Genomic DNA, 23,697 nt, shown 5'->3' with positions numbered 1-23,697 from the left:
GGTTTTGAGGATTTTTTCATTTCTATTTACCATAATCGACAAAGTATGGTACAAAAGTATACCATGCCGTGTCCAAAAGTATACATCCCCCTTCCTCTGTAGTGAGGGAGAAAGTGCCGTTCGGTTCCATGTCGTCTATACAACGGATTGTTACAATTAGATCATACTTAAAATAAGAAGAGAAATTGTGTGGGAGGGAGGATTTTTGTGGAGAAAACCATTTTGGATTATCTAGTTCTAATCAAAAAAAGATTGTGGCTGATTGCGATTTTTGTCATTCTCTCATGCGTAACGACTTACATTGTGAGTGACAATGTCGTAAAGCCAGTCTACTCCGCTTCAAGCCAACTGCTGGTTAATCATATTTCTGCCAAGCAGGGGAGTAACAATCTGAACGACGTCAACACAAGTCTTAATTTGGTGGAAAGCTACAAGCAAATTCTCACTTCGCCTAAAATTATGGACGCTGTGGTAGCGACTCATCCTGAGTTCAATTTGACGTCGCAAAAGTTGGCGGAGAAGCTGCAGATTAAATCCTCGGATAAAAGTCAGGTGATTGGCTTGACGTTTGAGGCGGGGAATTATCCTCAGGCCGCAGCGGTTGTAAACGCAGTAACCCAGAAATTCGTGCAGACGGTTCCTGGATTGATGGAATTAAATAATGTGAAAATTTTAAATGAAGCGGACCCGCAGGCCAATCCTGACCCGATTAATGGGAATCCGCTCATGAATATTGCGATTAGTTTTCTCGTATCGCTGATGATTGCGCTGGGCACGATTGTGTTCCTGGAAAGCATTAACGGCACGCTACGTACGGAAAAAGAAGCGGATGCAGACATCGGCATTCCTGTAATTGCATCGATTCCCGTCATTCGCAAGAAGGACATCGATGGAGTGGCCGGAAATTCCAAAGAACGGGTAGGGGAGCGTAAATATGCTGCGATTGAATGACATGTTGATTACAGAAAGTAATCCATCATCGTATATCTCGGAATCATTTCGATCCCTCCGTACATACATCCGGCAGCAGGTGATCGGGCAAAAGGACCGTGGGACGGTTCTTTTGTTAACCTCGCCGGAAAGCGGAGCGGGAAAAACAACAATGATCGCTAACATCGGAGTTTCCTTTGCTCAAGAAGGCAAGAAGGTGGCTCTGGTGGATTGCAATCTGCATAGACCAGCGCTGCACGAGATATTCGGTATGGAGAATGCCGGAGGTCTATCGGCTTATTTGCGCGGTGGGGCTTCTTCCAAATCTATCGTTAGGCATGGTGGACTGGAGCTATCGGTTGTTCCTGGTGGGGACAGTCTGTATAACGCAGCAGATTTACTCGGTAGCGAACGTATGGCAGAGCTGATGGAAGAGCTTAAACGTGAATATGACATCATCTTACTCGATTCGGCACCAGCGCTGAATTATACGGATGCTCGTCTGATTGCAGGCTTGACGGATGGTGTGATTCTCGTTGCCAAGCATGGCCGGACCAAACGGGAAGATCTACGCAAAACAAAGCAACTCATGGAGCAGGCTAGCGCGACGCTGGTTGGAATTGTGATGAATCAGGTGAAGTAAGCAACACCAAATTCGATGAAGCAAGGAGAATGAGTGCGATGATGAAAAAAGTGAAAAAAGCCATTATTCCAGCAGCAGGATTGGGAACGCGCTTCCTCCCTGCTACCAAAGCAATGCCTAAGGAAATGCTTCCGATTATCAATAAGCCTACGATTCAATATATCGTGGAAGAAGCGATTGCTTCTGGTATCGAGGACATTATTATCGTTACGGGTAAAGGTAAACGTGCCATTGAGGACCACTTTGACAACGCATTTGAGTTGGAATCAAAGCTGCTCGAGGACGGTAAGCTGAAGCTTCTGGAGGAAGTACAGCGTTCTTCGGGAGTGGAAATCCATTACATTCGCCAGAAAGAACCGAAAGGTCTGGGACATGCGGTGTGGTGCGCAAGACGCTTTATCGGGGACGAGCCATTTGGTGTGCTGTTGGGCGACGATATCGTAACAGGTCAAAAACCTTGCCTGCGCCAGCTGATGGATCAATATGAGGAAACACAAAATTCTGTGATTGGCGTTCAGCGGGTACCACAGGAATTCACGAACCGGTATGGCATCATTGAACCGGACCAACAGGACGGACGATTGTACCGAGTGAATAATTTTATTGAAAAACCGGCTCCAGGCACAGCCCCATCCGATCTGGCTATTATGGGTCGTTATGTGTTCTCGCCGAAAATTTTCAAATATCTTGATCTTCAGGAAAAAGGAGCTGGCGGCGAAATTCAGTTGACGGATGCGATCCAAAAGCTGAATCAGAGTGAACGTGTATACGCCTATGACTTTGAAGGCACGCGTTATGACGTAGGTGAACGTCTTGGATATATTTTAACCACTCTTGAATTTGCACTTGCCAGCGATGATTTGAAGTATCCGGTTATGGAGGCCATGAATGAATGGCTGAAAAAGACCGAGAAAGCAACTACAGCGGGTTGAGAGGAGGTACGTCAGCATGAGCATGGAAAATTTACCGGAGGATGGCGAGGCTGTCATGTCAGGTAAAGCGTTTTACATGCCATACGGAAATACACAAATTCAGGATAAAACGTCCTACCTGGTCACAAAACGCCTCCTTGATATGCTGCTGTCTTTCGTGGGCTTAATCGTCTTGCTCCCGCTGTTTGCAGTGGTGGCCATTCTGATTAAGCTCGAGGACCCAAAGGGAAGTGTGTTTTTCAAGCAAACTCGGGTGGGCAAGAATGAGAAGTTATTCGATATGTATAAATTCCGTTCAATGGTGTCCAATGCCGAGGAGCTGAAAAAGGACTTGATGGAGCTGAATGAAGTGAGCGGCGCCATGTTCAAAATTAAAAACGATCCTCGGATCACGAAAATTGGCAGTTTTCTACGCAAGACGAGTATTGATGAGATTCCGCAGCTGTGGAATGTGTTGGTTGGAGATATGACTTTAGTCGGTCCGCGCCCGCCGTTGCCCAGCGAGGTTGAGCAATACTCCGATTATGACAAGCAGCGCCTGATTGTAACGCCGGGATGTACGGGTTACTGGCAGGTGAGCGCACGTAACAGTGTAGGCTTCGAAGAAATGGTGCAAATGGATTTGAAGTATATTCATGTTCGCAATACGTGGCTCGATCTGAAAATCATCATGAAAACAGGCGTTAAAATGCTGTTCTCCAAGGATGCTTACTGATGGATGCATTTAAGCGATGTCCCGCAGTGTCCGTCGTTATTTGCACCTATAACCGGGCGGACCTGCTGGAGAAAACGTTGATGTCTCTACTGAAGCTGGAAGACCTTGCACTGGCCGAGATCATTGTGGTCGATAACCGATCCACCGATCACACAGCAGCGACGATCAAAAGATTCACCGTTGCGCACGGTCAGCATATTCATCTTCGGTATCATTATGAGCGCGAACAAGGACTGTCTGCCGCTCGTAATGCCGGCATTACGTTATCAAAAGCAGACGTCATTGCTTTTCTGGATGATGATGCAATTCCGTGTGTTACATGGTTGCAAACGATTATGTCGGCCTTTGGGAACAATCCCGAGCTGACGGCTATGGGTGGGAAGATTGATCCTAAGTTTGAGACGGAACGCCCGAACTGGTTGACAGGGCCGCTTGAACTGCCTTACACGATTATTGATCTGGGGGAATCCGTTCGGGAATATCCAGCGGGCCTGAATCCATTTGGAGCGAATATGGCTATGCGCAAAACGGCTTTCGCCGCCGTTATGTTCCCGCTTCACTTGGGCAGAAAGGGAGATATCCTACTATCTGGTGAAGAGTCGTGGGTATTCGAGCAAATCCGTAAAAATGGTGGAACGATTATGTATCATCCGCACATGGCTGTAGAACATTTTGTTCCGGCTTCACGCTTAACGAGAGAATGGATTATGAATCGCTACTATTGTCAGGGCATGTCTAATGCTGCTCAGGCTGCAGGTCTGCGCGGCAACGCGGTGCTGATGGCAAAGGTGGCAGCCAAAGTGTTATACATCACGGTGGATTCCCTGCTGGCACGTACTGAGGGCAGGAAGCTGTTGAACCGGTGCAGGCTTGAAAATATCCGCGGAACGCTGGATACACTGCGCAACCGGAAAAGCGAGTCAGCTGCGGGGTGAAAGATTGAACATGAGTAACTATCCTTGGACTTCTAGAATAAACACCATACAGCATGTTTTTATTTTTCTACTAGGCGCTCTTGCTGTAGGAATTGCAGCTACCTATCAACCTGTGGTCAGTATTGCAGCGGTATGCTTACTGCTTTTGTTGGCTGTCTCTATCCATCATCCAGAGCGCATCAGCTATGCAGTTTTGCTAAGCACAGCGGTCTCTGTCGATTCTCTGTATCAGGGTGGCGTGTTCGGCATTGAGATATTGTCATTGTACAAATTGGGCATCTTGGCTCTGCTAGTGCCTTGCATGCTCGTTTATGGCATTCGTCTCAAGTTCAGCTATCCAGTCTGGGCATTGGTGATCATGCTGGGGATTACATTTGGATTTTCAGCATGGCTGCCTTTGTTAACGACCTCGATTGCCGTCAAGGCGTTCGTGGGACTATCACTGCCCTTCTTTTTTTTACTGATCCAGTGGAAAAAGGATGTGGCGGAAAAGCATATTCGACTGATCAGCCTGTTGCCGATTATTAGTGTGGTCATTGGATTAGGCTTGCAGGTTTTAGGATTGCACTCATTTACGGATGTGGAATTTACGGGCGCAGTCAGAGTACAAGGAGCGAATATACCGCCGCATTTGGCAATGCTCTCCTTTCTCGGAATCGCCGTCTCTCTGATTGAGGTCAAGCGCAAACCTAGGCAAGCTGGCTTTTATTACACGGTGTTGGCCCTGAATTTTCTAATCCTGATCGCCACCGGTACACGTGGGCCGATTCTGGCATTGCTATTGATGTTTGCTGTGTATCTGTTTGATATTGCCCGTCAATACCTCAAGGGAAAAGTCAATTATTTGCTACCGCTGGCCGGATCGTTTTTGGTTGCTCTGGGGGCGGTGGCCCTACAATGGAACAATTTAAAAAAACGCTCCTTCGAACGGGAGACCGACACAGGCATTGACCTATCGGGACGCTCGGAGGCATGGGAATATTTTTTGAACAGAGTACATGATTACCCTTGGTCAGGCAGAGGCCTTGGCGCGGTAACGGTTGCGAACGACGGGACGTTATTCAATGGTTTTGTTGTACCGCATAACGAGTATATACGCTTTTATTTTGATACCGGATATATCGGTTGCGGGCTCTTAATGCTTTCATTACTGATCGTGTTCGCTCTTATTTACCGGTCACTTGCCAAGTCTATTAAACCTTATTTTGCAACTTTAATTGCAGGTTTTTTGATCTACTCGTTTTCAGATAATACGTTGTCGACGGTTCAGATGATTATTCCGTTTTGCTGGTATTTGAATGCATTATACCAAACATCTACTCAAACCGATTTTCGCAAAGAGAAGTGATACGATGAGCAGAGTGAACATGTTCGATGTCAACTTTGATAATTACGATTTTAATGATCTACTCGAATTTATAGATACTTCTATTGAGCATCAGCGTCATTCCTACATTTTGACCTGTAATGTCGATCATGTGATCAAGCTTCGCAAGGATGATGAATTCCGTAAGGTATATTCGGATGCCGGAGCTGTAGTGGCCGATGGAATGCCTATCATTTGGGCGTCTAAGTTACTGAAAAAGCCCCTCAAACAAAAGGTGTCAGGCTCCGATTTGTTCACCCGGCTGGGAGAGGCATTTGAGGATCGAGGCTATCGTTTATTTTTTCTGGGTGCAGCTGACGGTATTCCTGAGAAGGCTATGCTTAATCTCCAGGAATCCTATCCAAACATGAATGTGGTGGGCTGCTATTCTCCTTCTTATGGCTTTGAGAAAAACGAAGAGGAGAACAGATACATTATCCAGTTGCTCCAAGAGGCTCGCCCAGACATCGTTTTTGTAGGTGTAGGAGCACCGAAGCAGGAAAAATGGATTTACAGATATTATGAGACTTACCGCGCTCCAGTTTCGATTGGGGTGGGAGCGACCTTTGATTTCCTGTCGGGGAATGTAAAGAGAGCACCGGAGCTGATGCAGAAGACAGGATTTGAATGGTTTTGGAGGTTGTCTCAGGAGCCTAAACGATTGTGGAAAAGATATTTGATTGAGGATTCCCAGTTCCTCGTTCTGCTGTTTAAAGAGATGTTCAAGCGGAAGCGGATGAAGGGAGGCCAGGGGTGAGAAACATGAGTCGGTTGGCAGATCAGCAGATTTCCTTCTGGCTAGGAAGTCGGCGTGGAATCGGCATGATTGGTATGGGGGTGCTGGCTTGTATGCTGCCACTCGCCATCGGATTTGTTAGCGCCAAGATGAATCCCACCACGAGCCAGCAGGGAGCCATATTGCTGGCGATCGTTTTTCCGGCCTTCCTGCTGGCGATCTTGCAATCACGGTTACTGATTTCTTACACACTGGTGGTGTGGGCAGTAGGCCCGGAAATCCGCCGCATTGCAGATTGGTTGGAGGGAACGTATCACTCGGTTTCCTTGTTGAGCGTGGCGCCGCTGCTGGTAAGCAGCATGCTGATCATTCCTGTGCTGCGGGGTATTCATCTGGCGGAAAAGCCATTAACCCGAATTGCTGTATTTTTCGGCATAGAATTGGCCTACGGAAGTGTGGTCGGGTTATTCAAAAATGGTATTGTTTTTGCTTATGATTTGGCCAATTATGTGGTTCCATTGCTTCTATTGCCTTATCTTGCGATTAAGCCAATGAAAGCAAAGGAGCTGGACCGACTGCTGTATTCATACGCCAACATTGCTGTTCTTGTAGCGATATACGGCATTATTCAGTACTTGACGGTGCCTCCTTGGGATGCATTTTGGATGAATCATGTGGAAATGAATTCCATTGGGGTGCCAGAACCGCTTCAAATCAGAGTGTTTTCTTCCATGAACTCGCCCGGCCCATGCGCTATTTTCCTGGCAATGGCACTTGTACCGATGCTGATGGAGAAACGGTGGCGAGGCACTTTGGGATGGATTGGAGTCCTGCTAACAGTTGTTTGTCTCTTGGTCACGCTCGTACGTTCAGCCTGGCTGATTGCATTCGTCATGTTACTGGCTTACATTCTCAGCTCATCCTCCAAAGGAAAGTGGAAGACTCTGTTTCAACTTGCTATCGTCGGCCTTCTTCTCTACATCATCGTTCCAAAACTTCCGGGGGCAGAAGGTTTGGTGGCTCGCATGCAGACGTTGACAGATATTCAACAGGATCATTCGTACAATGAACGTTTGGATCTACTGCATACAATGCTTCCGGCGATTACTAGCAATCCGGTCGGGCAGGGGATCGGGAGTGTAGGAATCGGAACCAAGCTTGATAACGGCGGCGATCTCGGTGAACTTGGGATTATGGATAATGGATATATTGCCATTTTCCTCACCTTCGGTATTTGCGGAGCATTCTTTTTCTTCGGTGGTCTGTTCGTTATCATCAAGCGCCTTCTCGTCCGTATTGCCGAACGGAATTCCAGTCAGCCTTATATCAGACTGGCGTTGGCTACATGGGCCGGAGCAGTAGCCAGTCTCATATCGGATAATGGTTTCCCCGGTATGCGCGGCTATTTGATCTGGATGATGATCGGAATAGGACTATGGGCAAAAGATGTCATCGCGGAAAGAAGGTAAAGGCTGTGCAAAACTTACAAGCATTATCCGCACCTGTCCGGACACTATGGTCCACGGTGATTCGGTTTGCCAAAAGCAAGGATAACAGCTCTGCAGCAGTAAAAACGATGATATTCAGTATGCTGATTCTCGTTGTGAATATGCTGACTGGTGTGCTGACGGCACGATTCTTGGGTCCTACTGGACGCGGAGAACAGACAGCGATGGTGAACTGGTCCCAATTTCTTGCCTTCTGCATGAGCTTCGGTGTTCCATCTGCATTGATTTACAATGCCAAAAGGAAACCTGAGGAAACGGGTAAGCTGTATGGTCTGGCCTTGCTGCTGGCTACGGTGTTCGGGGGGATGGCGACACTCATCGGAGTATTTCTAATTCCTTATTGGCTGCGCTCTTTTTCTTCATCTGTCATACTTTTCGCGCAGTGCTCCATGATGATGTGTCCACTCATAGCGATTTCACAGATCAATAATGCATTGCTTCAAGTTCGCTCGGAATATAAACAGTACAATTTATTTCGGTATCTGGTACCCCTAAGTACGCTGCTTGGACTGGCGATTCTGATCCTGACGGGGACGATGAATCCGTACACCTCAGCATTGGCCTACTTACTGCCAGGCTTGCCGATCTATATCGGTGTCACGATACGAATGATTCGGCTGTACAAACCAAAGGTGAAGAACAGCTGGACGCAATTTAAAAATCTCTTTACCTACGGTATGGGTTCATACGGGAATGATCTCATGGGGCAGGTTTCCACTTACATTGACCAGATTTTGATTGCGGGTCTGCTCAGACCCGCTGATCTCGGTTTATATGCGGTAGCGGTCAGCCTGGCCCGGATGGTAAATGTATTTTCAACCTCGATCATTGTCGTGCTGTTTCCCAAAGCCTCCGGGCTGGATAAGGAAGAGGCGGTGGCCATAACATTTCGGGCATTTCGAGTGACTTCAACGGCAACCTTTCTGGCTGCGGTGATGTTAATGCTGGTTGCTCCGTTCGTATTCACATTGTTATATGGTCAAGAGTTTAAACAAGCGCTTACGGTATTCCGGTTTCTGGTGCTTGAGGTTGCTATCAGTGGAGGTACCATGGTGCTGGCACAACAATTTATGGCGTTGGGTAAGCCCAAACTGGTTACCATTCTACAGGGTGTCGGATTGGCGCTCGTCATTCCATTGCTGTCCATACTCGTGCCGAGATATGGATTGACGGGTGCAGGGATAGCAATGCTGTCTTCGGGGATTTTACGGTTCGTTTTCATTTTATGTAATGTTAAGTTCGTACTGAAAATGAAAATTCCAAGACTGGTTATTTCCAAACAAGATTTTCAATGGCTCCGATCAACGATGTCACACTACATCCGGAAAAAGCCAGTTAACGGTTAGATAAAGAAGGAGGCACCCGCTAATGAACCACATGTCTAGCGTTCCCGCGGACAACCGGATATCCGTAGTTATTATCGCTCAGGATGATGGCATTCGAATTACAGCTGCCATCAAATCCTGCCAGCCCTTTGCGGACGATATCGTCGTCATTGACGGAGGGAGCAAGGACAATACGATTCAGGTAGCTGAATCATTGGGCTGTCGGGTGTTTTCCAACCCATGGCCCGGTTATGCCAAACAGCGCATGTTTGGTGTTGATAAAGCGGAATTTGATTGGATTTTCCTGATTGATACAGACGAAGTAGTGGATGCAGAGTTGCTTGGTGACTTATTGAAAGTAAAGGAAACGCTCCACGATCCGGCCAAAGCCTATTCCGTATTTCGCATTGGCGATTTTCTCGGCAAATGGATGAACAAAGGCGAGTATTTGGTTCGTTTGTACAATCGGCGAATTTATGGCATTACGAATAGTCTTGTTCATGAAATGCCAGATGTAGCCTCTTCTCAGATCATCAATCTGGAGGGCGTGTTATGGCACTATGGATTCCGCAGCATCAGTGATCATATGACCCGTTTTAACAAATATACAGATCTGGAAGCAGAGACGGCATTTAACAAAGGAAGATCCTTTCGAATTACCAGACTGTTGTGGAGGCCCCCCGCCCGCTTTGTACAGAAGTATTTTGTTCAAGGCTTATACCGCAAGGGGTTAGCGGGTTTTGCTGTAGCCGTTTTCTGGGTGATGTATGAGTTTCTCGTCTGTTTCAAGCATTATGAGTTAACCAAGCGGCGAAAAAAGATAGAAGTCGTGGATGGCGGACAGACCGAGCAGAAAGGAGAAACCAGCTATGTCGTACAATAACGGATTTCGTATCGCGGCAACGGGGTTGAGCTGGCCGTCCTTACAGCCAGGAGGTCTCAACACATATTTCAAATCCATCTGTGAGCAGCTTACGCTAGAGCGCAATACGCTGGATGCTCTAATTTGTAGTGATGAGCAGCCTCAGGCGCCTGAACGTATTCGTATTCATTCGATTGGCAGCAAGCAGCAATCCATCTGGAAGCGCCGAGAGCTGATGCAAAAATATGCAGCAGAACTGTTCGACAAGCAACCGATCGATGTGCTGTATTCCCACTTTGCTCCCTATAGTGTCGGACCGGCACTGGAGGCGAAAAAAAGAGGAATCCCGGTCGTTACCACCTTCCACGGACCGTGGACGGAGGAAATGAAGATTGAAGGACAAGGAATTAAGCATTTCTTAAAAACGACGTTGGCCAAATCCATTGAAATGAAAGCTTATGGTCTGGCGGATAAATTTATAGTGCTAAGCGAGACTTTTCGGGATATTTTGCACGAGCACTATAAAGTACCACTTAGCAAAATTGATATTATTCCTGGTGCGGCGAATGTAGAAAGGTTCCATCCGGCAGAGGATCAGGAGGCTGTACGTAAGCGGCTGAATTTGCCGCAAAATGCGACGATTGTGCTAACCGTTCGTCGTCTTGTTAATCGCATGGGACTGCTACAGCTGCTCGAAGCATGGCGGCGAGTAACCGAGCGACACCCTGATCATCTGCTGCTGATTGGTGGGAAGGGCCCCTTGATGGAGGAATTGGCTTCCAAGGTGGCGGAATACAATCTTCATAACCATGTAAGGTTGCTTGGTTATGTGTCGGATGAGGAGCTGCCCCTGTACCATCAAGCCTCGAACTTGTTTGTTGTGCCAACACAGGCACTAGAGGGTTTCGGTCTGATCACAGTTGAGGCGATGGCCTCGGGACTACCGGTGCTGGCCACTCCTGTAGGCGGCAACAAGGAAATCTTAAGAGGATTCCGTCCTGAGCTATTGTTCCAGGGGACGGACAGTGAAGCTATTGCTGCAGGGTTGCTGCGTGTGCTGGATCATCGTGAACTTCTACCGAATGCACGGGAATGCCGGGACCATGTCCTGAGCAGATATACATGGGGACATGTAGCGGAACAGGTAGAAGAGGTGTTCCGACAGGTCCTTGACAGAAAGGCGGCGGCGAAATGATGAGAGTAGCTTATATTGACCATACGGCAAGATGGAGCGGCGGCGAAGTTGCTTTGTATAACATACTGACGAATATCGGGGAACATATCGACCCGCTCGTTATTTTGGCGGAGGAGGGCGATTTGGCGGATCGGCTTCGGCAGCGTGATATTGATGTGCGCATTGTTCCACTAGATGATTCGATTCGTAATCGGGGACGAAATGCCGTCAATCTGGGTGCGCCTGCAGCAGCCTTTCGTTTGCTAGCTTACGGCAGGAAACTCGCGCCATTGTTGCGCGAGGAAAAAGTCGTGTGTGTGCACACGAACTCACTCAAATCTGCACTGTATGGTGCAGTAGCCGCCAAATCGGCGAAGCTGCCGTTGATATGGCATATCCGTGACCACATCGGTCCGCCGTATCTGAAGCCGATTGTAGCCAAAGGGATTCGGCTCATGTCCCGCTTTTTGCCTAACGGTGTGATTGCCAATTCCAAATCCACGCTGAGTGCATTGGAATTACCCCCGGACAAAAAGACGCTCGTCGTCTACTCCGCTTTTGCCAAAGCGATTACGGCTCGTGATTCGGCTGCGCAATTGCGTGGCGATGACTCGTTTAACGTTGTTTTGGTCGGCAGATTGGCGGAATGGAAAGGACAACATATTTTACTGGAAGCGGCACGTTCTTTTTTACCAGATCAGCGTGTGAAATTCTGGCTGGCTGGAGATGCGTTGTTCGGAGAAGAGGAATATAAACAACGATTGGAATCCACGATGCGCGAATATGGGTTGACCAACGTCAATCTGATGGGACACGTCGATGACATTCAGGGTCTGATGCAGCGCTGTGATCTGCTAATTCATACTTCCATTACACCGGAACCATTCGGTCAGGTCATTATTGAGGGCATGGCTGCAGGTTTGCCAGTGATCGCTTCAAACGAAGGTGGTCCCAAGGAAACGGTGGTACCCAATGAAACCGGGCTGCTCATTGAACCGGGAGACCCTGCCAAGCTGGAAGAAGCCATCCGCTGGATGCTGGAGCATCCACAGGAACGTCAGCAGATGGGTGAGAGAGGGATGGAACGGGTCAAGAAGCATTTTGTCATCGAGAACACTGTTAAGGATATAGTTCATTACTATAAGGGTTTGTTGGCAGGAGTCTGACCGACATTCGCGTTAAAGGATGATTCAGATGAAAATAGCGATAGCACATGATTACTTAATCCAAATGGGCGGAGCGGAAAGGGTAGTAGAGGTATTCCATGATATGTATCCGGAGGCTCCCATCTTCACAACGGTGTTCAGCGACGAGCGTCTGTCGCGCAACTTGAAGGATGCGGATATTAGAGCCACTTGGCTACAAAACATCCCAGGAGTGAAGGCCAACTTCAAAGGAGTGCTGCCGCTGTATCCCATCGCTATCCGTGATTTTGATTTTAGGGATTTCGACATTGTTTTAAGCTCTAGCAGCGCATTTATGAAAAGCATCCAGGTACCCAAACATACGTTTCACATTTGTTACTGTCACACACCGATGCGGTTTGCCTGGGATTACGATACATATATGGCCCGGCAGTCCAAATCCAACCTGCTCAAAAATATGCTAAAGCTGTACATGAACAGGCTGAAAACATGGGATGCCAAAACTTCTCGCAACGTAGACCAGTTTGTCGCCAATTCTTCCGTCGTTAAGCGGAGAATTCTGCACTATTACCAACGGGAGGCAGATGTTATTTTCCCTCCTATCAATACATCCCGTTTTAAACGTGCTACAAGCATCGGTGACTATTATCTGATCGTATCTCGTTTGGTGTCCTACAAGCGCATTGATCTCGCGATTGAGGCATTCAAACGTAACGGTCTTAAGCTACGCATCGTTGGCGAAGGACCGGATCGTAAACGACTCGAAGCCATGGCTGCCCCGAACATTGAGTTCCTCGGCAGGCTTGAAGACGAAGAGGTTAACAAGCTGATGGCCGAATGCCGGGCACTTGTCTTTCCGGGGGAAGAGGACTTCGGTATTACGCCTTTGGAGGCGAATGCGGCCGGACGGCCCGTTATCGCTTTTCAGGGTGGGGGAGCGCTGGATACGATTGTTCCTCATGTGAACGGCGTATTTTTCCGCAAGCATCAAGTAGACGATGTGCTGGAGGCCGTCGCAAAGGTTGAGCAACATGCATGGAATGTGGACGATATCATTACCCATGCCCGCAAATTTGATGAAGATAACTTCAAGGATCAATTGAAAAAGTATGTAGAACAAGCCTATGTGAACTTTCTAAAAGGAGGATGAACGGAATGAAACTGGCTGTAATCGGTACTGGATACGTTGGACTCGTCTCGGGTGTATGTTTTGCGCAAAAAGGTAATGAGGTAATTTGTGTCGATCTGGAGCAGTACAAAATCGATATGTTGAACCGTGCGGAATCTCCGATTTATGAACCAGGTATTGAGGAATTGATCGCGTTGAATCTGGAAGCTGGCCGTTTAGAGTTCACCTCGGATTTGGCCGATGCGGTACGTCGCTCGGATATCGTCATTTTAGCAGTAGGTACGCCTTCACTGGCTAACGGCGAGGCGAATTTGTCCTACATTGAACAGGCGGCCGCCGATGTCGGGAAAGCCATGAACGGGTACAAGATTATTATGACTAAGAGTACCGTACCTGTCGGAACGAACGAAAAGATTAAGGACGTAGTGGCTCGTCATACGAGTTTGTCTTTTGATATTGTATCCGCGCCGGAGTTCCTGAGAGAAGGCTCAGCCATCAATGATACGCTTCATCCAGATCGCGTCATTATTGGTCTGGACAATACAGGTTTGCGTGAAACAATGGTCACTCTGCATCAGGTATTCACGGATAAAATCTATGTGACGGATATCCGCAGTGCTGAAATGATCAAATATGCCTCCAATGCGTTCCTGGCAACTAAAATTTCGTTTATTAACGAGATTGCTAATATTTGTGAAAAGGTTGGCGCGGACGTTACCTGTGTGGCTGAAGGTATGGGCATGGACAAACGGATTGGTTCCTCTTTCCTGCAAGCAGGGATCGGATACGGGGGCTCTTGCTTCCCGAAAGATACGAATGCGCTCATCCAAATTGCGGGTAATGTAGACTATGAATTTAAGTTGTTAAAATCGGTGGTAGAGGTAAATACCGACCAGCGCTTTATGATTGTATCCAAGCTGCGTGAATCGCTGGGTCAGCTAAACGGCGTATCGATTGGCATTTGGGGCCTCGCCTTCAAGCCCAATACAGATGATATCCGCGAAGCTCCAGCACTGGAAATCGTAGAAACGCTCATTCAGGCAGGTGCTATTGTCAAGCTGTATGATCCCATTGCGATGGATAAATTCAAGGAGCGCGTGGATCACCCGAATATTATATGGTGCTCCTCCCCGCAGCAAGCCGCCGAAAGAAACGATGCTGTGTGCCTGCTGACGGATTGGGAAGAGTTCAAAGAAGTTGATCTCGTGCAATTGGGCTCCATTCTACACAAGCCAGTTCTGATTGACGGTCGCAACGTATTCACCGAGGAACAGATCCAAGGCTCTGGGCTGGAATACTACTCCGTGGGTCGTCCGCGGATGAGTGGGTGGAACAGAGATAAAGTGGAAGTTTAAAAGTGACAGATTAAAAAGTGACTGTGGTGATGTGGGAGGCACTGAAGGCGCTGCGCGTGCAGATTGTTCTTCCGATTGCTGTTACCCCCGGATTTTCTGGATTGTATTAAACATTCAAAGGTTAAAATCCGGGGATAAAGGCAAACGCTGACGCTTCTTCAGAACAATTCTGCCCGCTCCGCTGCTTTTGCCGCACCAAGTCACGATGTTTAATCTCCCACCTTATGGGATGGGAGTAGAAGGGCGTATCAGAAGGAGCGGCACAGTTGAAGCCGCTCCTTCCGATTAAGACGCCATTGCGGTTGTCGCAGCAATCTTGGCAAGGCGTTACGAAACCTCGATTACTAGAAGCTTGCAAGCACAGCGGGCAAGCGCCGAAAGCGTGAGATTTTTACAGGCTGACCGGACTTAATAATGTCCGGTCGTGCCTTTTGCACCACAAGGTATGATCGATATGATGCATTTTTGAGTAGCGCAGGAATGGATTTGAATCTGGAGAAGCGATAGCGGTCGCCTTTGAACCGGGATTCAAACCTTTATACGATTTTATACAATCGAATGAATCCCGGTCCAACAGCGATCGTAAGATCAAATTCAGCCCGTAGCGGGCTACTCAACCTTGCCTCATCCGATCGCCCACACATTATAGAGAGGAAGTGGAGATTTATGAAGCTCGTACTTTTGTCTGGTGGTTCCGGTAAAAGATTATGGCCGTTATCCAACGATTCCCGTTCCAAACAATTTTTGAAGGTACTGGAGAGCCCGGAAGGGATTTCGGAATCCATGGTACAGCGGGTATGGAGACAATTGGGAGACAACGGATTATCCGAATCCTCGTTTATTGCGACAGGGAGAGCGCAGGTCGAAATGATCCAGAGTCAGATCGGATCGAATACGCGCATCATTGTTGAGCCGGAACGCAGAGATACTTTTCCTGCGATTGCGCTGACAGCGACTTATCTATATTCCATTGCGGGTGTTTCGCCTGATGAAATTATAGCTATATTGCCTGTAGATCCTTATGTAGAGGATGCTTTCTTTGCTTCCGTAGCCCAACTCGAACATACACTTCAGGAGAGTGAAGGAAAGCTTGCACTAATCGGGGTTGTCCCTTCCTATCCTTCAGAGAAATACGGTTATATTATTCCGAAAAACGATGCCACTCAAGGTAGCACAGGCTACCGCGAAGTGAGCCATTTTCAAGAGAAACCCGACCGGGAGCAGGCGGAGCGACTAATGGAACGCAATGCTCTATGGAACTGCGGGGTTTTTGCATTCAAATTAAGCTATTTGCTGGATATTTTGGCATCCAAGGGCCTGCCGCTGAATTATGAAGAAATGCAAAAACAATATGCGTCTCTGGAAAAAATCAGCTTTGACTACGAAGTAGTCGAGAAGGAAAAAGACATCGTAGTGCTTCCGTACGATGGTTTTTGGAAGGATCTGGGAACTTGGAATACACTCACAGAAGAGATGTCTCATCAGCAAGTGGGTAGAGGGGTAGTAACGGAAGATTGCGTCAACACGAGTCTTATTAATGAGTTGGACATTCCTGTGGCGATCATTGGAACGAATGATCTGATTGTAGCCGCTAGCCCAGATGGCATTCTTGTGACCAATAAGGCAGAAAGTCCACGCATCAAGGAAGTGCTCAAGGCTCATGATCAGCGTCCAATGTATGAAGAACGTCGTTGGGGACAGTATCGGGTTGTAGACTATGTAAAGTATGACGAGGGTAATGAGGTACTGACCAAACGAATCCGCGTACACAAAGGTAAAAATATCAGCTACCAGCTTCACTTCAAACGAAGTGAAATCTGGACCATTATTAGCGGCGAAGCGGAAATTATTTTGAATGAGAAACTGCATAAAGTGAAGGCCGGTGACGTAGTTCGCATCCCTGAAGGGACGAAGCATAGCATTTTGGCTGTAACCGATGTGGATTTGATTGAAGTTCAGACTGGCTCTGAGTTGGTTGAAGAGGATATTGTACGCTTTTGTATGGATTGGAGTGAAATTTCTCGTCATCAATTTATCTCGTAATTATTTGCGTAAAAACGTAAAAAAGAAGATTTGATGAAAAATAATGGCCCAAACTGTCGAAATTGGGCGAAAACCTGTAAATTCATGAACATGACCTATTAAATTTTGGTAAAAAAAAGTCGATACTTAGGGTAAGAAGGAATCCAAACTCCTTCCAACGATAAACGCAGCCCTGTCGAAAGACTGGTACGCAAAGCTAAAGGGCCTTCCCGTAAGGATGGCAGCCTGGCTACCGAAAGGAAGAGCTAAAGTGAGATTCAATTTTATTCCTCTGTATCGACTGATACGTCATGTACTCCCCGTTGTTATACTTTTTTCTTTGTTTCCCGTCGGCTTTGGTGATTCTCTGTCTGTGGTGAATGCCGCTTCATTACAACCTGTTAATTCGGACGCTTCTACTCAGGCCCGTGAACTATACAATTATTTACTCAGCATCTCTGGAAAGAAAACAGTCACTGGTCAGCATGATTATTTGGAAAGTCCAGATGAATTAAGCAACAAGGTCCAAAAAATCAGCCAGGCGTATGTGGGTCTGCACGGCTATGAGATGGGTGCCATCTCTGGTCAATCCGACACTATAGAAGCAGCACAACGTAAAAATGTCGTCGATAGCGCTATTCGTTGGAGCAGAGCTGGTGGCATTGTGACGATGACTTTTCATGAAGCGTTGCCGGGTAGATCGCTGACTTGGGCCAATGTGCAGGCGAAAGTAAGTCAGGCGGAGTTCAATAAATACGTGACACCAGGCACTACGCAGTATAACCTCCTCATTGCCGATCTGGATAAGGTCGCTGTATCGTTAAAGCAGCTTCGTGATGCAGGGGTTCCAGTATTGTGGAGACCTTATCATGAAATGAATGGTGACTGGTTCTGGTGGGGAAACAAAAACAATTTCAATCAGCTATGGAATATCATGTACGACCGTTTTGTAAACACGCATCAGTTGAACAATCTGCTGTGGGTGTGGAGTCCCAATGCTCCCAATTCCTATACTGTCCCGTATACCCCGAAATATCCGGGGGATGACAAAGTGGATATTTTGGCAGTAGACATCTACAACAATGATTTTAAGCAAAGTCATTATGAAGGACTGCTCGGGTTGGCACGGAATAAGCCGATTGCCATTGGCGAGCATGGTGAGATGCCTAGCTCTGAGGTGTTGCAGGCACAGCCCAAATGGGTGTATTCCATGACTTGGGGCAAGATGCTGACTGAGAATAACACAACCAATCAAATACAGGATTATATGAACGATTCGAGGAGTTTGACACGGGATGATGTGAAAAATGGGCTGGCAGCAACCCAACAACCTGGGGCAGATGTGCCGACTTTACCGGATGAGGGACAAAGTGAGCCTATCCCGGTTCCGCCAGTAGTAATCGTACCCCCAGCTCCGACTTCTCCTTCTGTTCCTGATGTAGTATATGTGAACGGGCTGCGGGGCGAATATTTTAACAATATGAATGTGAACGGCAGTCCTGTTTTGATCCGTACAGACAGCAAGCTGGATTATAACTGGCGCGCCGTTGCTGCTGATCCCAAGGTAAATGCCGACCAGTTCTCGGTTCGCTGGACAGGTAAAATCAAACCACAATACAGCGAGACCTATACATTTACAACTATATCCGATGATGGTATTCGCGTATGGGTAGACGGCAAGCTGGTGATTGACAGTTGGTTCAAACAAAGCTGGACAGAGCGTAAAGGCAGTATTGCTTTGGAAGCAGGTAAAATGGTAGATCTAAAAGTGGAATACTATGATGAAAAAGGCGATGCGATGGCTCGTCTGATGTGGGAAAGTCAGCATGAAGCGAAAGCGGTGGTTCCCGGAAACGCTTTGTTTCTTCCTTGATAGATACTCTTTCCCGGTCATAAATTTTGAGGAGAGAGGGTGTATCATATGATGAAAAAATGGTTGACCCATAGGTATACGGTCGTATTATCCGGATTACTAGGTGTCGCAGCTCTAACCATGATCGCTTGGTTTATATACACGCCTTCAAAAAGTGCAGAATTGCAGACGGATAAGGTAGCGGCGGCCAGTCCAGTATGGAAGCTGGGCCAGAGGGATGACTCTTCAGCGGAATTTAAAGGAGTGGTCGGTAGGGATAATATCGAAATTTCTGCAGCAGCAGCTTCTACCGAATCCTCTGCTAAAGGAACATTCTCGGCGTTGTCGGAAGCAGAGAGTACAACAGTTCCGGTATTGCTCAGCAGTGGTGATATTCCTCCAGGTTTGAATGCATCCACGAATCCAGAACTGTCACTTCAGTATAAACTGAATCAGGTTCCTCCCAATGGTATGATATTCCGTGTTCGGATTTTGGATGCGGGCAAAGCGGTGCCGCAGATGGCTGTCTTTTCAAATCATCAGCTGTCCGGAATTATTCAGATTGCCGGGGTATCCGGTACTGGGAGTACCTATAATTTCAAAAATAATTACGAGCTGTATATTCCCAAAGAACAATTGCAAAGCGGTGTTAACGTACTCAAGCTAAAGACAGCGCGCTGCCTATACTGCTCCTCTGCAGAAGATAAAAATGTGTGGTGGACTTGGGATGACTTGAGCTTGGAGACGTTAGCTTCCCCTGCGGCCGAACCAGTACATGGGAAATATATACTGACCGGTACGAATGTGAATAATAAAGAATTTTATTATGATCAGGGTGCAGTTAAGCATCTACCTTACGTTCTCAAATGGCTGGGAATTGCTTATAGTGGCAACGTCATGAGGGTAACTTGTGCCAGTAATGTAGGCAAGGCATGCACAGATGTGGATGATTACTATCAAACGTTAAAGCAGTATAATATGCAATCGTCTGCTTTGTATCTATACACAGGTGATATCAAGCTGCAAAAAGATGGTACTCTGCCAGAGACGGCCAAGCAAAAGTTGCGTGATTATGTAAAAAAATACGGTTCATACCTTCAATATTATGAAGTAGATAACGAACCTGGATTGTTTAACCGTTCCAAGGCGGTAGACCTGGCTGTGGCTAAGTGGTTGAATACGGAAGGCAAGCAATTGGCACCGCATCTCAAAACCGTAGCGCCGGGTTGGGCCTACTGGCCGACATACTCTACCAAGGCGTGCAAAAATCAAACCGGAGGTACGCAAAAATGCGGTGATCCGGATGGATGGGAACGGGACCCGGCACAGCGTAAACAGCTGGAAGAAGTCACCGACCTGACCAACGGACATGCCTACGGTGAATCGTATAATGAAGAGGGCGGGGGCAGCTTCGTTCAGAATTTGAAAACCTTTGGTGGTTCGAGCAACGGACTGGCGAAAAAGATGCTAAACACGGAGTTTGGTACTAACGATACGCATCGAGACAATCCTGATTACGGGGCTAGTCAGCCACAAGCAGCTGCATTCGATCGGATTATGCGATCGCAAATCGGGTTTGCCGATATGTTTATCCAGCACGCTGCTTTTTATAAGGATTATACGCTGTTTAAAACGGGCTTTGATCTGCAAAGTCACAACCCGGCTAACACGGAAATTTATCCGTTTGGGCAAGGACAGGACACTCGCGTTAAGATCATGAGACGCTTGAGTCTAGCGTATGCTACGCACGGTAAACCGCTGACTTATACCATACTGAATCCAGAGGAGACCAAGGATAAGATGGTCTATGTTCGCGCGGTGGATACATCTAAGCTTAAACCACTGGCAGGTAGCGGCGCTACCTCGAACAAATTGCTGGTGAACCTAGTGAATTTTGAATCCACAACGCAGACCGTTCGTGTGCGGGTGACGATGCCGAAAGCTGGTTTGTACACGGGGGAACGGTTTGGAGCGGGTTCCACCTACACTCAGGCGCAGCGTTCCATATCAGGGCTCAAGGCTTCTCCTGCCCTTGATTTTGAAGAAAAGCTGGGTCCTGGCGAATCAGTACAATATATTTTGGAACTAAAAAGTACAGATCAAACCACGGCCTCTGCCCCAACAGAGGTAAAAGCAGCCTCAATTCAGGATGGGGCGGTAAAGATTAATTGGCTTCAAGCAGAAGGCATATCATCCTATGATGTGCTGCGTGCTGACCGTACAGACGGTGCCTATCAAGTGATTGCCTCGCAAGTAGAAGGAAGCACGTATACGGACCGCACCGTAAAAGCTGGAAGTCATTACGTCTACAAAGTCCGAGCGACCGGAGGTACTCAGGTTTCTCAGGCAGCCGAGGTTGCTTAGTTACACCGGAATGCATATAGGACCTTACCTCATGAATATCTAACATCATTCCGAAAGAAAACAAAAAAGAACCTATCAGGAGGAAATAGGACCTGACAGGTTCTTTTTTATTTGTAAATCGTTCTGAATTGCTAATACTTTACGTATAATGGAGAAAAAAATAAGAAAATCCTTTTATATTCTCGTCATAAGACGACAACATTGTAGGTATGTATTCATATATAATAGTTTTGTTCATGACTATACATACGTGGTTTGTAGGGAATTTCTTTCCGGTGACCAAGACTAATAAAGTGAGGTTAGTGCTGAATGAACAAGGAAACAGAATTAGGGGGGAATGGCCCTCTTCTTCGAGACAACGCACGGAAAGCAGGCAAAGCAGCCATCCACTTGGACATCCGGAACATTTTGCTCCAATGTGGGATCACGACACCAGAATGGCTGGAGGGCGATGCTGATAGAACGAAGTACCGGAAAGACAAGCGCGTGTAATTTTCAGTTGCTGGTCCTACTTGAGCAAAACATCAAGCAGCGGCGCGTTCCTTATTCCATCATTCGTTCCATTCGAACAAACGCGATAAAACGTTTGGCTTCTTCCTCAGACAAGGTGCGTCCGTCAATCGTCAGGTTAAAACGTTGCAGGATATCCTCGTCGGACAGTTCAAGCTGATCCACAAATTTCCTCACATCTGAATCCAATATTGCTGTCGGGTGGCTCGTACGTCCCACCAAATAATCGATGGTTACCTCGAAAATATCAGCGAGCTTGGTCAGGGTCTCAAAGTCTGGCTTGCGTCTATTTTTTTCATAGTGAGAAAGAGCCGCCCGCGTAATTCCGAGGGATTGCGCTAATTCCTCTTGTTTTAGTCCCTTATGTTCTCGTAATTCAGCGATGCGGGTTCCATAATTCATCTGTTGTTCCTCCTGAAGGCAAGGTTAAGAGAGGTAAGAAAAGCAATTTTGCGCTTGACAAGATACAATTTGTATCATAAATTAATTATGCAAGTTACATAACGTATCTGTATTTCATAGTTTTCACTGATATCTTCATTTATATACCCTTAAGAGGCCAACGATGATTGAGCATTTTGTACTTATTCGCTGGCTAGACCTTCTATGCGCTATTATACAACATTTTACTATAGATTAGAGGGTCATGCATCGTTCTTTTCCCCGTCATGCAGAGGATCAGTACAAGCGTTATTCATCGAAAACAAGTCAAGCAGGGAGGACTGGTCTTGTGCAGTTGAAAGAGTACATCCGTTTGATCCGCAAAAGAATGTGGTTGATTGGTAGCATTGTACTGCTGGTGTGTACTGTAGTAGGCATAAAAAATGTATATTTTACCCCGCAGGTTTATGAAGCTACCGCCAAGCTCATTATTAATCAGACGCCACGACCGGACCGTGCAGGTGTCGTCGATTACAGTGTGGTGCAAACTAACATAGCCTTAACGAACTCCTATAAGCAAATTATGATCTCCTCGGCGATTATGGATCAGGTGGTCGCCAGCTTCCCCGATCTTAAGGTTACTCCGTCAGCTTTGGCGCAAAAATTAAGAGTAAACACCGCAGGTGATTCACAGGTCATGGATGTTACAGTCCGCGACTTATCGTATACGAAGGCTGTGAAAACCGTCAATGCGGTAGCCAAAGTATTCAAACGGCAAATCCCCTCTATCATGAAAATGGACAATGTCACTATCCTAAGCGAAGCCAGCCTGAATGATCCAGCAGTTCCCGTGAACAATAATCCCGCTATACAGATTTTTATTGCTTTTGCCATTTCTTTATTGCTGGGAATAGGCTTGGCGTTTTTGCTGGAGGTATTGGATGATACATTTAAAAATGAGGAAGATATTGAAAAAGAACTTGGTCTGCCTACCCTATCCCTGATTACAAAAATGAAAAAAGAAGATAGACGCTCTGACAGCTCTACTACAACTCCTAAACAGGTAGGTGAGGGACAATATGCCGCGATTAATCAATAATCAGCTCGTTACATCCTTGCATGCTCAGTCTTCCGTGTCGGAGGAGTACCGCATGCTCCGCACTAACATCCAGTTTTCTTCTATAGACGAGCCGATTGAAGTGATGATGGTGGCGTCCGCTCAGGCGGGTGAAGGCAGAACAGTCACGATTAGCAATTTGGCTGTAACCTATGCACAAGAAGGAAAAAAGGTGCTGGTTATGGACATGGATTTGCGTCGGTCCTCCTTGCATCATATGTTTGGTTTGCGCAATCATACAGGGCTTACACGGGTACTTGCCAATCAACAGACATGGCAGGATGTGGTTCAGGAAACCGGGATTGATCATCTGCATGCGATCACGGCTGGACCGAATCCACCCAATCCGTCCGAGATGCTCAGTTCCCGTAGAATGAAGGCTCTACTAGTTGAGCTCAAAGAACATTATGATGTGATTCTGATGGATACGCCCCCCCTGCTGTCTTTTCCGGATGGCCTCATTGTAAGTGCCATGTGTGATGGTGTCATTTTGGTAGTGCAGGCAGGGAAGGTCAAAAAGGATGTCGTTAAGAAGGCGAAGGCAAATTTGGAAAGAGTAAAGGCGCGCGTTTTGGGTGTAGTGCTCAATAACGTGAAGCGCCGCGCCGAGCGTGGTATGGAGGAACGCAATCTGACATGAATAAATCGGGGGAAATAAGAGTATATAAAATTCTTTTAACAATGTATAAATAATAT

Annotated in this window: 21 protein-coding genes and 1 riboswitch; of the genes, 20 read left to right on the top strand and 1 reads right to left on the bottom strand. The window is 47.0% G+C overall.

Features of this window, described 5'->3' with window-relative positions:
- The first annotated feature begins 207 nt into the window (after positions 1-207).
- From OIU26_RS08685 to OIU26_RS08600, 18 genes are all read left to right on the top strand, one after another.
- A complete protein-coding gene (locus OIU26_RS08685) occupies positions 208-951 on the top strand; it encodes a YveK family protein (protein ID WP_013369812.1) in 744 nt (247 codons plus the stop codon).
- On the top strand, positions 935-1,573 hold the full coding sequence (locus OIU26_RS08680; protein WP_165080432.1) for a CpsD/CapB family tyrosine-protein kinase: 639 nt from the start codon (positions 935-937) through the stop codon (positions 1,571-1,573). The genes OIU26_RS08685 and OIU26_RS08680 overlap by 17 nt, the downstream gene beginning before the upstream one ends.
- 41 nt (positions 1,574-1,614) lie before the next feature.
- The gene (galU, locus tag OIU26_RS08675) at positions 1,615-2,505 is read left to right on the top strand and encodes a UTP--glucose-1-phosphate uridylyltransferase GalU (RefSeq protein WP_025364257.1); all 891 of its coding nucleotides are present in this window, start codon (positions 1,615-1,617) and stop codon (positions 2,503-2,505) included.
- A gap of 16 nt (positions 2,506-2,521) precedes the next feature.
- Positions 2,522-3,220 (top strand): sugar transferase, encoded by a 699-nt coding sequence (locus OIU26_RS08670; RefSeq protein ID WP_013369815.1) that lies wholly within the window; start codon positions 2,522-2,524, stop codon positions 3,218-3,220.
- Positions 3,220-4,155, top strand: a complete 936-nt coding sequence (locus tag OIU26_RS08665) for a glycosyltransferase (RefSeq protein WP_264216554.1) — start codon at positions 3,220-3,222, stop codon at positions 4,153-4,155. The genes OIU26_RS08670 and OIU26_RS08665 overlap by 1 nt, the downstream gene beginning before the upstream one ends.
- A gap of 10 nt (positions 4,156-4,165) precedes the next feature.
- Positions 4,166-5,503, top strand: coding sequence for an O-antigen ligase family protein (locus OIU26_RS08660; protein WP_031463066.1), 1,338 nt, complete (start codon positions 4,166-4,168; stop codon positions 5,501-5,503).
- 4 nt (positions 5,504-5,507) lie between these two features.
- Positions 5,508-6,278, top strand: coding sequence for a WecB/TagA/CpsF family glycosyltransferase (locus OIU26_RS08655; protein ID WP_014599532.1), 771 nt, complete (start codon positions 5,508-5,510; stop codon positions 6,276-6,278).
- Positions 6,279-6,283: 5 nt separating this feature from the next.
- Positions 6,284-7,726, top strand: coding sequence for an O-antigen ligase family protein (locus tag OIU26_RS08650; RefSeq protein ID WP_026065389.1), 1,443 nt, complete (start codon positions 6,284-6,286; stop codon positions 7,724-7,726).
- 5 nt (positions 7,727-7,731) lie between these two features.
- Positions 7,732-9,111, top strand: a complete 1,380-nt coding sequence (locus OIU26_RS08645) for a lipopolysaccharide biosynthesis protein (protein WP_014599533.1) — start codon at positions 7,732-7,734, stop codon at positions 9,109-9,111.
- Between the two features lie 22 nt (positions 9,112-9,133).
- Positions 9,134-9,973 (top strand): glycosyltransferase family 2 protein, encoded by an 840-nt coding sequence (locus tag OIU26_RS08640; RefSeq protein WP_013369821.1) that lies wholly within the window; start codon positions 9,134-9,136, stop codon positions 9,971-9,973.
- Positions 9,960-11,147 (top strand): glycosyltransferase family 4 protein, encoded by a 1,188-nt coding sequence (locus OIU26_RS08635; RefSeq protein WP_264216553.1) that lies wholly within the window; start codon positions 9,960-9,962, stop codon positions 11,145-11,147. The genes OIU26_RS08640 and OIU26_RS08635 overlap by 14 nt, the downstream gene beginning before the upstream one ends.
- Positions 11,144-12,292 (top strand): glycosyltransferase family 4 protein, encoded by a 1,149-nt coding sequence (locus OIU26_RS08630; protein ID WP_013369823.1) that lies wholly within the window; start codon positions 11,144-11,146, stop codon positions 12,290-12,292. Before OIU26_RS08635 ends, OIU26_RS08630 begins: the two co-directional genes overlap by 4 nt.
- A 28-nt stretch (positions 12,293-12,320) precedes the next feature.
- Positions 12,321-13,421, top strand: a complete 1,101-nt coding sequence (locus tag OIU26_RS08625) for a glycosyltransferase (RefSeq protein ID WP_013369824.1) — start codon at positions 12,321-12,323, stop codon at positions 13,419-13,421.
- A gap of 5 nt (positions 13,422-13,426) precedes the next feature.
- On the top strand, positions 13,427-14,755 hold the full coding sequence (locus OIU26_RS08620) for a UDP-glucose dehydrogenase family protein (RefSeq protein WP_264216552.1): 1,329 nt from the start codon (positions 13,427-13,429) through the stop codon (positions 14,753-14,755).
- Positions 14,756-15,421: 666 nt separating this feature from the next.
- Positions 15,422-16,798, top strand: a complete 1,377-nt coding sequence (locus tag OIU26_RS08615) for a sugar phosphate nucleotidyltransferase (protein ID WP_264216551.1) — start codon at positions 15,422-15,424, stop codon at positions 16,796-16,798.
- A 155-nt stretch (positions 16,799-16,953) separates the two neighbouring features.
- Positions 16,954-17,035, top strand: a riboswitch (cyclic di-GMP riboswitch).
- 13 nt (positions 17,036-17,048) lie between these two features.
- On the top strand, positions 17,049-18,650 hold the full coding sequence (locus OIU26_RS08610; RefSeq protein ID WP_264216550.1) for a glycosyl hydrolase: 1,602 nt from the start codon (positions 17,049-17,051) through the stop codon (positions 18,648-18,650).
- 48 nt (positions 18,651-18,698) lie between these two features.
- Positions 18,699-20,993, top strand: coding sequence for a hypothetical protein (locus OIU26_RS08605; RefSeq protein ID WP_264216549.1), 2,295 nt, complete (start codon positions 18,699-18,701; stop codon positions 20,991-20,993).
- A gap of 309 nt (positions 20,994-21,302) precedes the next feature.
- Complete coding sequence (locus OIU26_RS08600; protein WP_013369830.1) at positions 21,303-21,485, top strand: hypothetical protein; 183 nt, start codon at positions 21,303-21,305, stop codon at positions 21,483-21,485.
- Between the two features lie 51 nt (positions 21,486-21,536).
- On the opposite strand, the gene OIU26_RS08595 is transcribed toward OIU26_RS08600, so the two are convergent.
- Positions 21,537-21,905 carry a helix-turn-helix domain-containing protein gene (locus tag OIU26_RS08595; protein ID WP_264216548.1) on the bottom strand — a complete coding sequence of 123 codons (369 nt, stop codon included), beginning with the start codon at positions 21,903-21,905 and terminating at the stop codon, positions 21,537-21,539.
- Positions 21,906-22,233: 328 nt separating this feature from the next.
- Between OIU26_RS08595 and OIU26_RS08590 the strand changes: the two genes are divergently transcribed.
- Both OIU26_RS08590 and OIU26_RS08585 read left to right on the top strand, forming a co-directional pair.
- Positions 22,234-22,983 carry a YveK family protein gene (locus OIU26_RS08590; RefSeq protein WP_013369832.1) on the top strand — a complete coding sequence of 250 codons (750 nt, stop codon included), beginning with the start codon at positions 22,234-22,236 and terminating at the stop codon, positions 22,981-22,983.
- Entirely contained in the window at positions 22,964-23,641 is a 678-nt protein-coding gene (locus OIU26_RS08585) for a CpsD/CapB family tyrosine-protein kinase (RefSeq protein ID WP_264216547.1), read from the top strand. The genes OIU26_RS08590 and OIU26_RS08585 overlap by 20 nt, the downstream gene beginning before the upstream one ends.
- Positions 23,642-23,697 lie beyond the last annotated feature (56 nt).

The sequence above is a fragment of the Paenibacillus sp. BT-177 genome (genome assembly GCF_025846815.2).
GTDB lineage: Bacteria > Bacillota > Bacilli > Paenibacillales > Paenibacillaceae > Paenibacillus > Paenibacillus polymyxa_C.
This window is presented reverse-complemented; position numbering and strand designations above follow the sequence as displayed.

Coding starts and splice junctions, on each gene's coding strand:
- OIU26_RS08680 (WP_165080432.1), top strand. CDS start 935: ATGCTGCGATTGAATGACATGTTGATTACAGAAAGTAATCCATCATCG.
- galU (WP_025364257.1), top strand. CDS start 1,615: ATGAAAAAAGTGAAAAAAGCCATTATTCCAGCAGCAGGATTGGGAACG.
- OIU26_RS08670 (WP_013369815.1), top strand. CDS start 2,522: ATGAGCATGGAAAATTTACCGGAGGATGGCGAGGCTGTCATGTCAGGT.
- OIU26_RS08665 (WP_264216554.1), top strand. CDS start 3,220: ATGGATGCATTTAAGCGATGTCCCGCAGTGTCCGTCGTTATTTGCACC.
- OIU26_RS08660 (WP_031463066.1), top strand. CDS start 4,166: ATGAGTAACTATCCTTGGACTTCTAGAATAAACACCATACAGCATGTT.
- OIU26_RS08655 (WP_014599532.1), top strand. CDS start 5,508: ATGAGCAGAGTGAACATGTTCGATGTCAACTTTGATAATTACGATTTT.
- OIU26_RS08650 (WP_026065389.1), top strand. CDS start 6,284: ATGAGTCGGTTGGCAGATCAGCAGATTTCCTTCTGGCTAGGAAGTCGG.
- OIU26_RS08640 (WP_013369821.1), top strand. CDS start 9,134: ATGAACCACATGTCTAGCGTTCCCGCGGACAACCGGATATCCGTAGTT.
- OIU26_RS08635 (WP_264216553.1), top strand. CDS start 9,960: ATGTCGTACAATAACGGATTTCGTATCGCGGCAACGGGGTTGAGCTGG.
- OIU26_RS08630 (WP_013369823.1), top strand. CDS start 11,144: ATGATGAGAGTAGCTTATATTGACCATACGGCAAGATGGAGCGGCGGC.
- OIU26_RS08625 (WP_013369824.1), top strand. CDS start 12,321: ATGAAAATAGCGATAGCACATGATTACTTAATCCAAATGGGCGGAGCG.
- OIU26_RS08620 (WP_264216552.1), top strand. CDS start 13,427: ATGAAACTGGCTGTAATCGGTACTGGATACGTTGGACTCGTCTCGGGT.
- OIU26_RS08615 (WP_264216551.1), top strand. CDS start 15,422: ATGAAGCTCGTACTTTTGTCTGGTGGTTCCGGTAAAAGATTATGGCCG.
- OIU26_RS08605 (WP_264216549.1), top strand. CDS start 18,699: ATGATGAAAAAATGGTTGACCCATAGGTATACGGTCGTATTATCCGGA.
- OIU26_RS08600 (WP_013369830.1), top strand. CDS start 21,303: ATGAACAAGGAAACAGAATTAGGGGGGAATGGCCCTCTTCTTCGAGAC.
- OIU26_RS08595 (WP_264216548.1), bottom strand. CDS start 21,905: ATGAATTATGGAACCCGCATCGCTGAATTACGAGAACATAAGGGACTA.
- OIU26_RS08585 (WP_264216547.1), top strand. CDS start 22,964: ATGCCGCGATTAATCAATAATCAGCTCGTTACATCCTTGCATGCTCAG.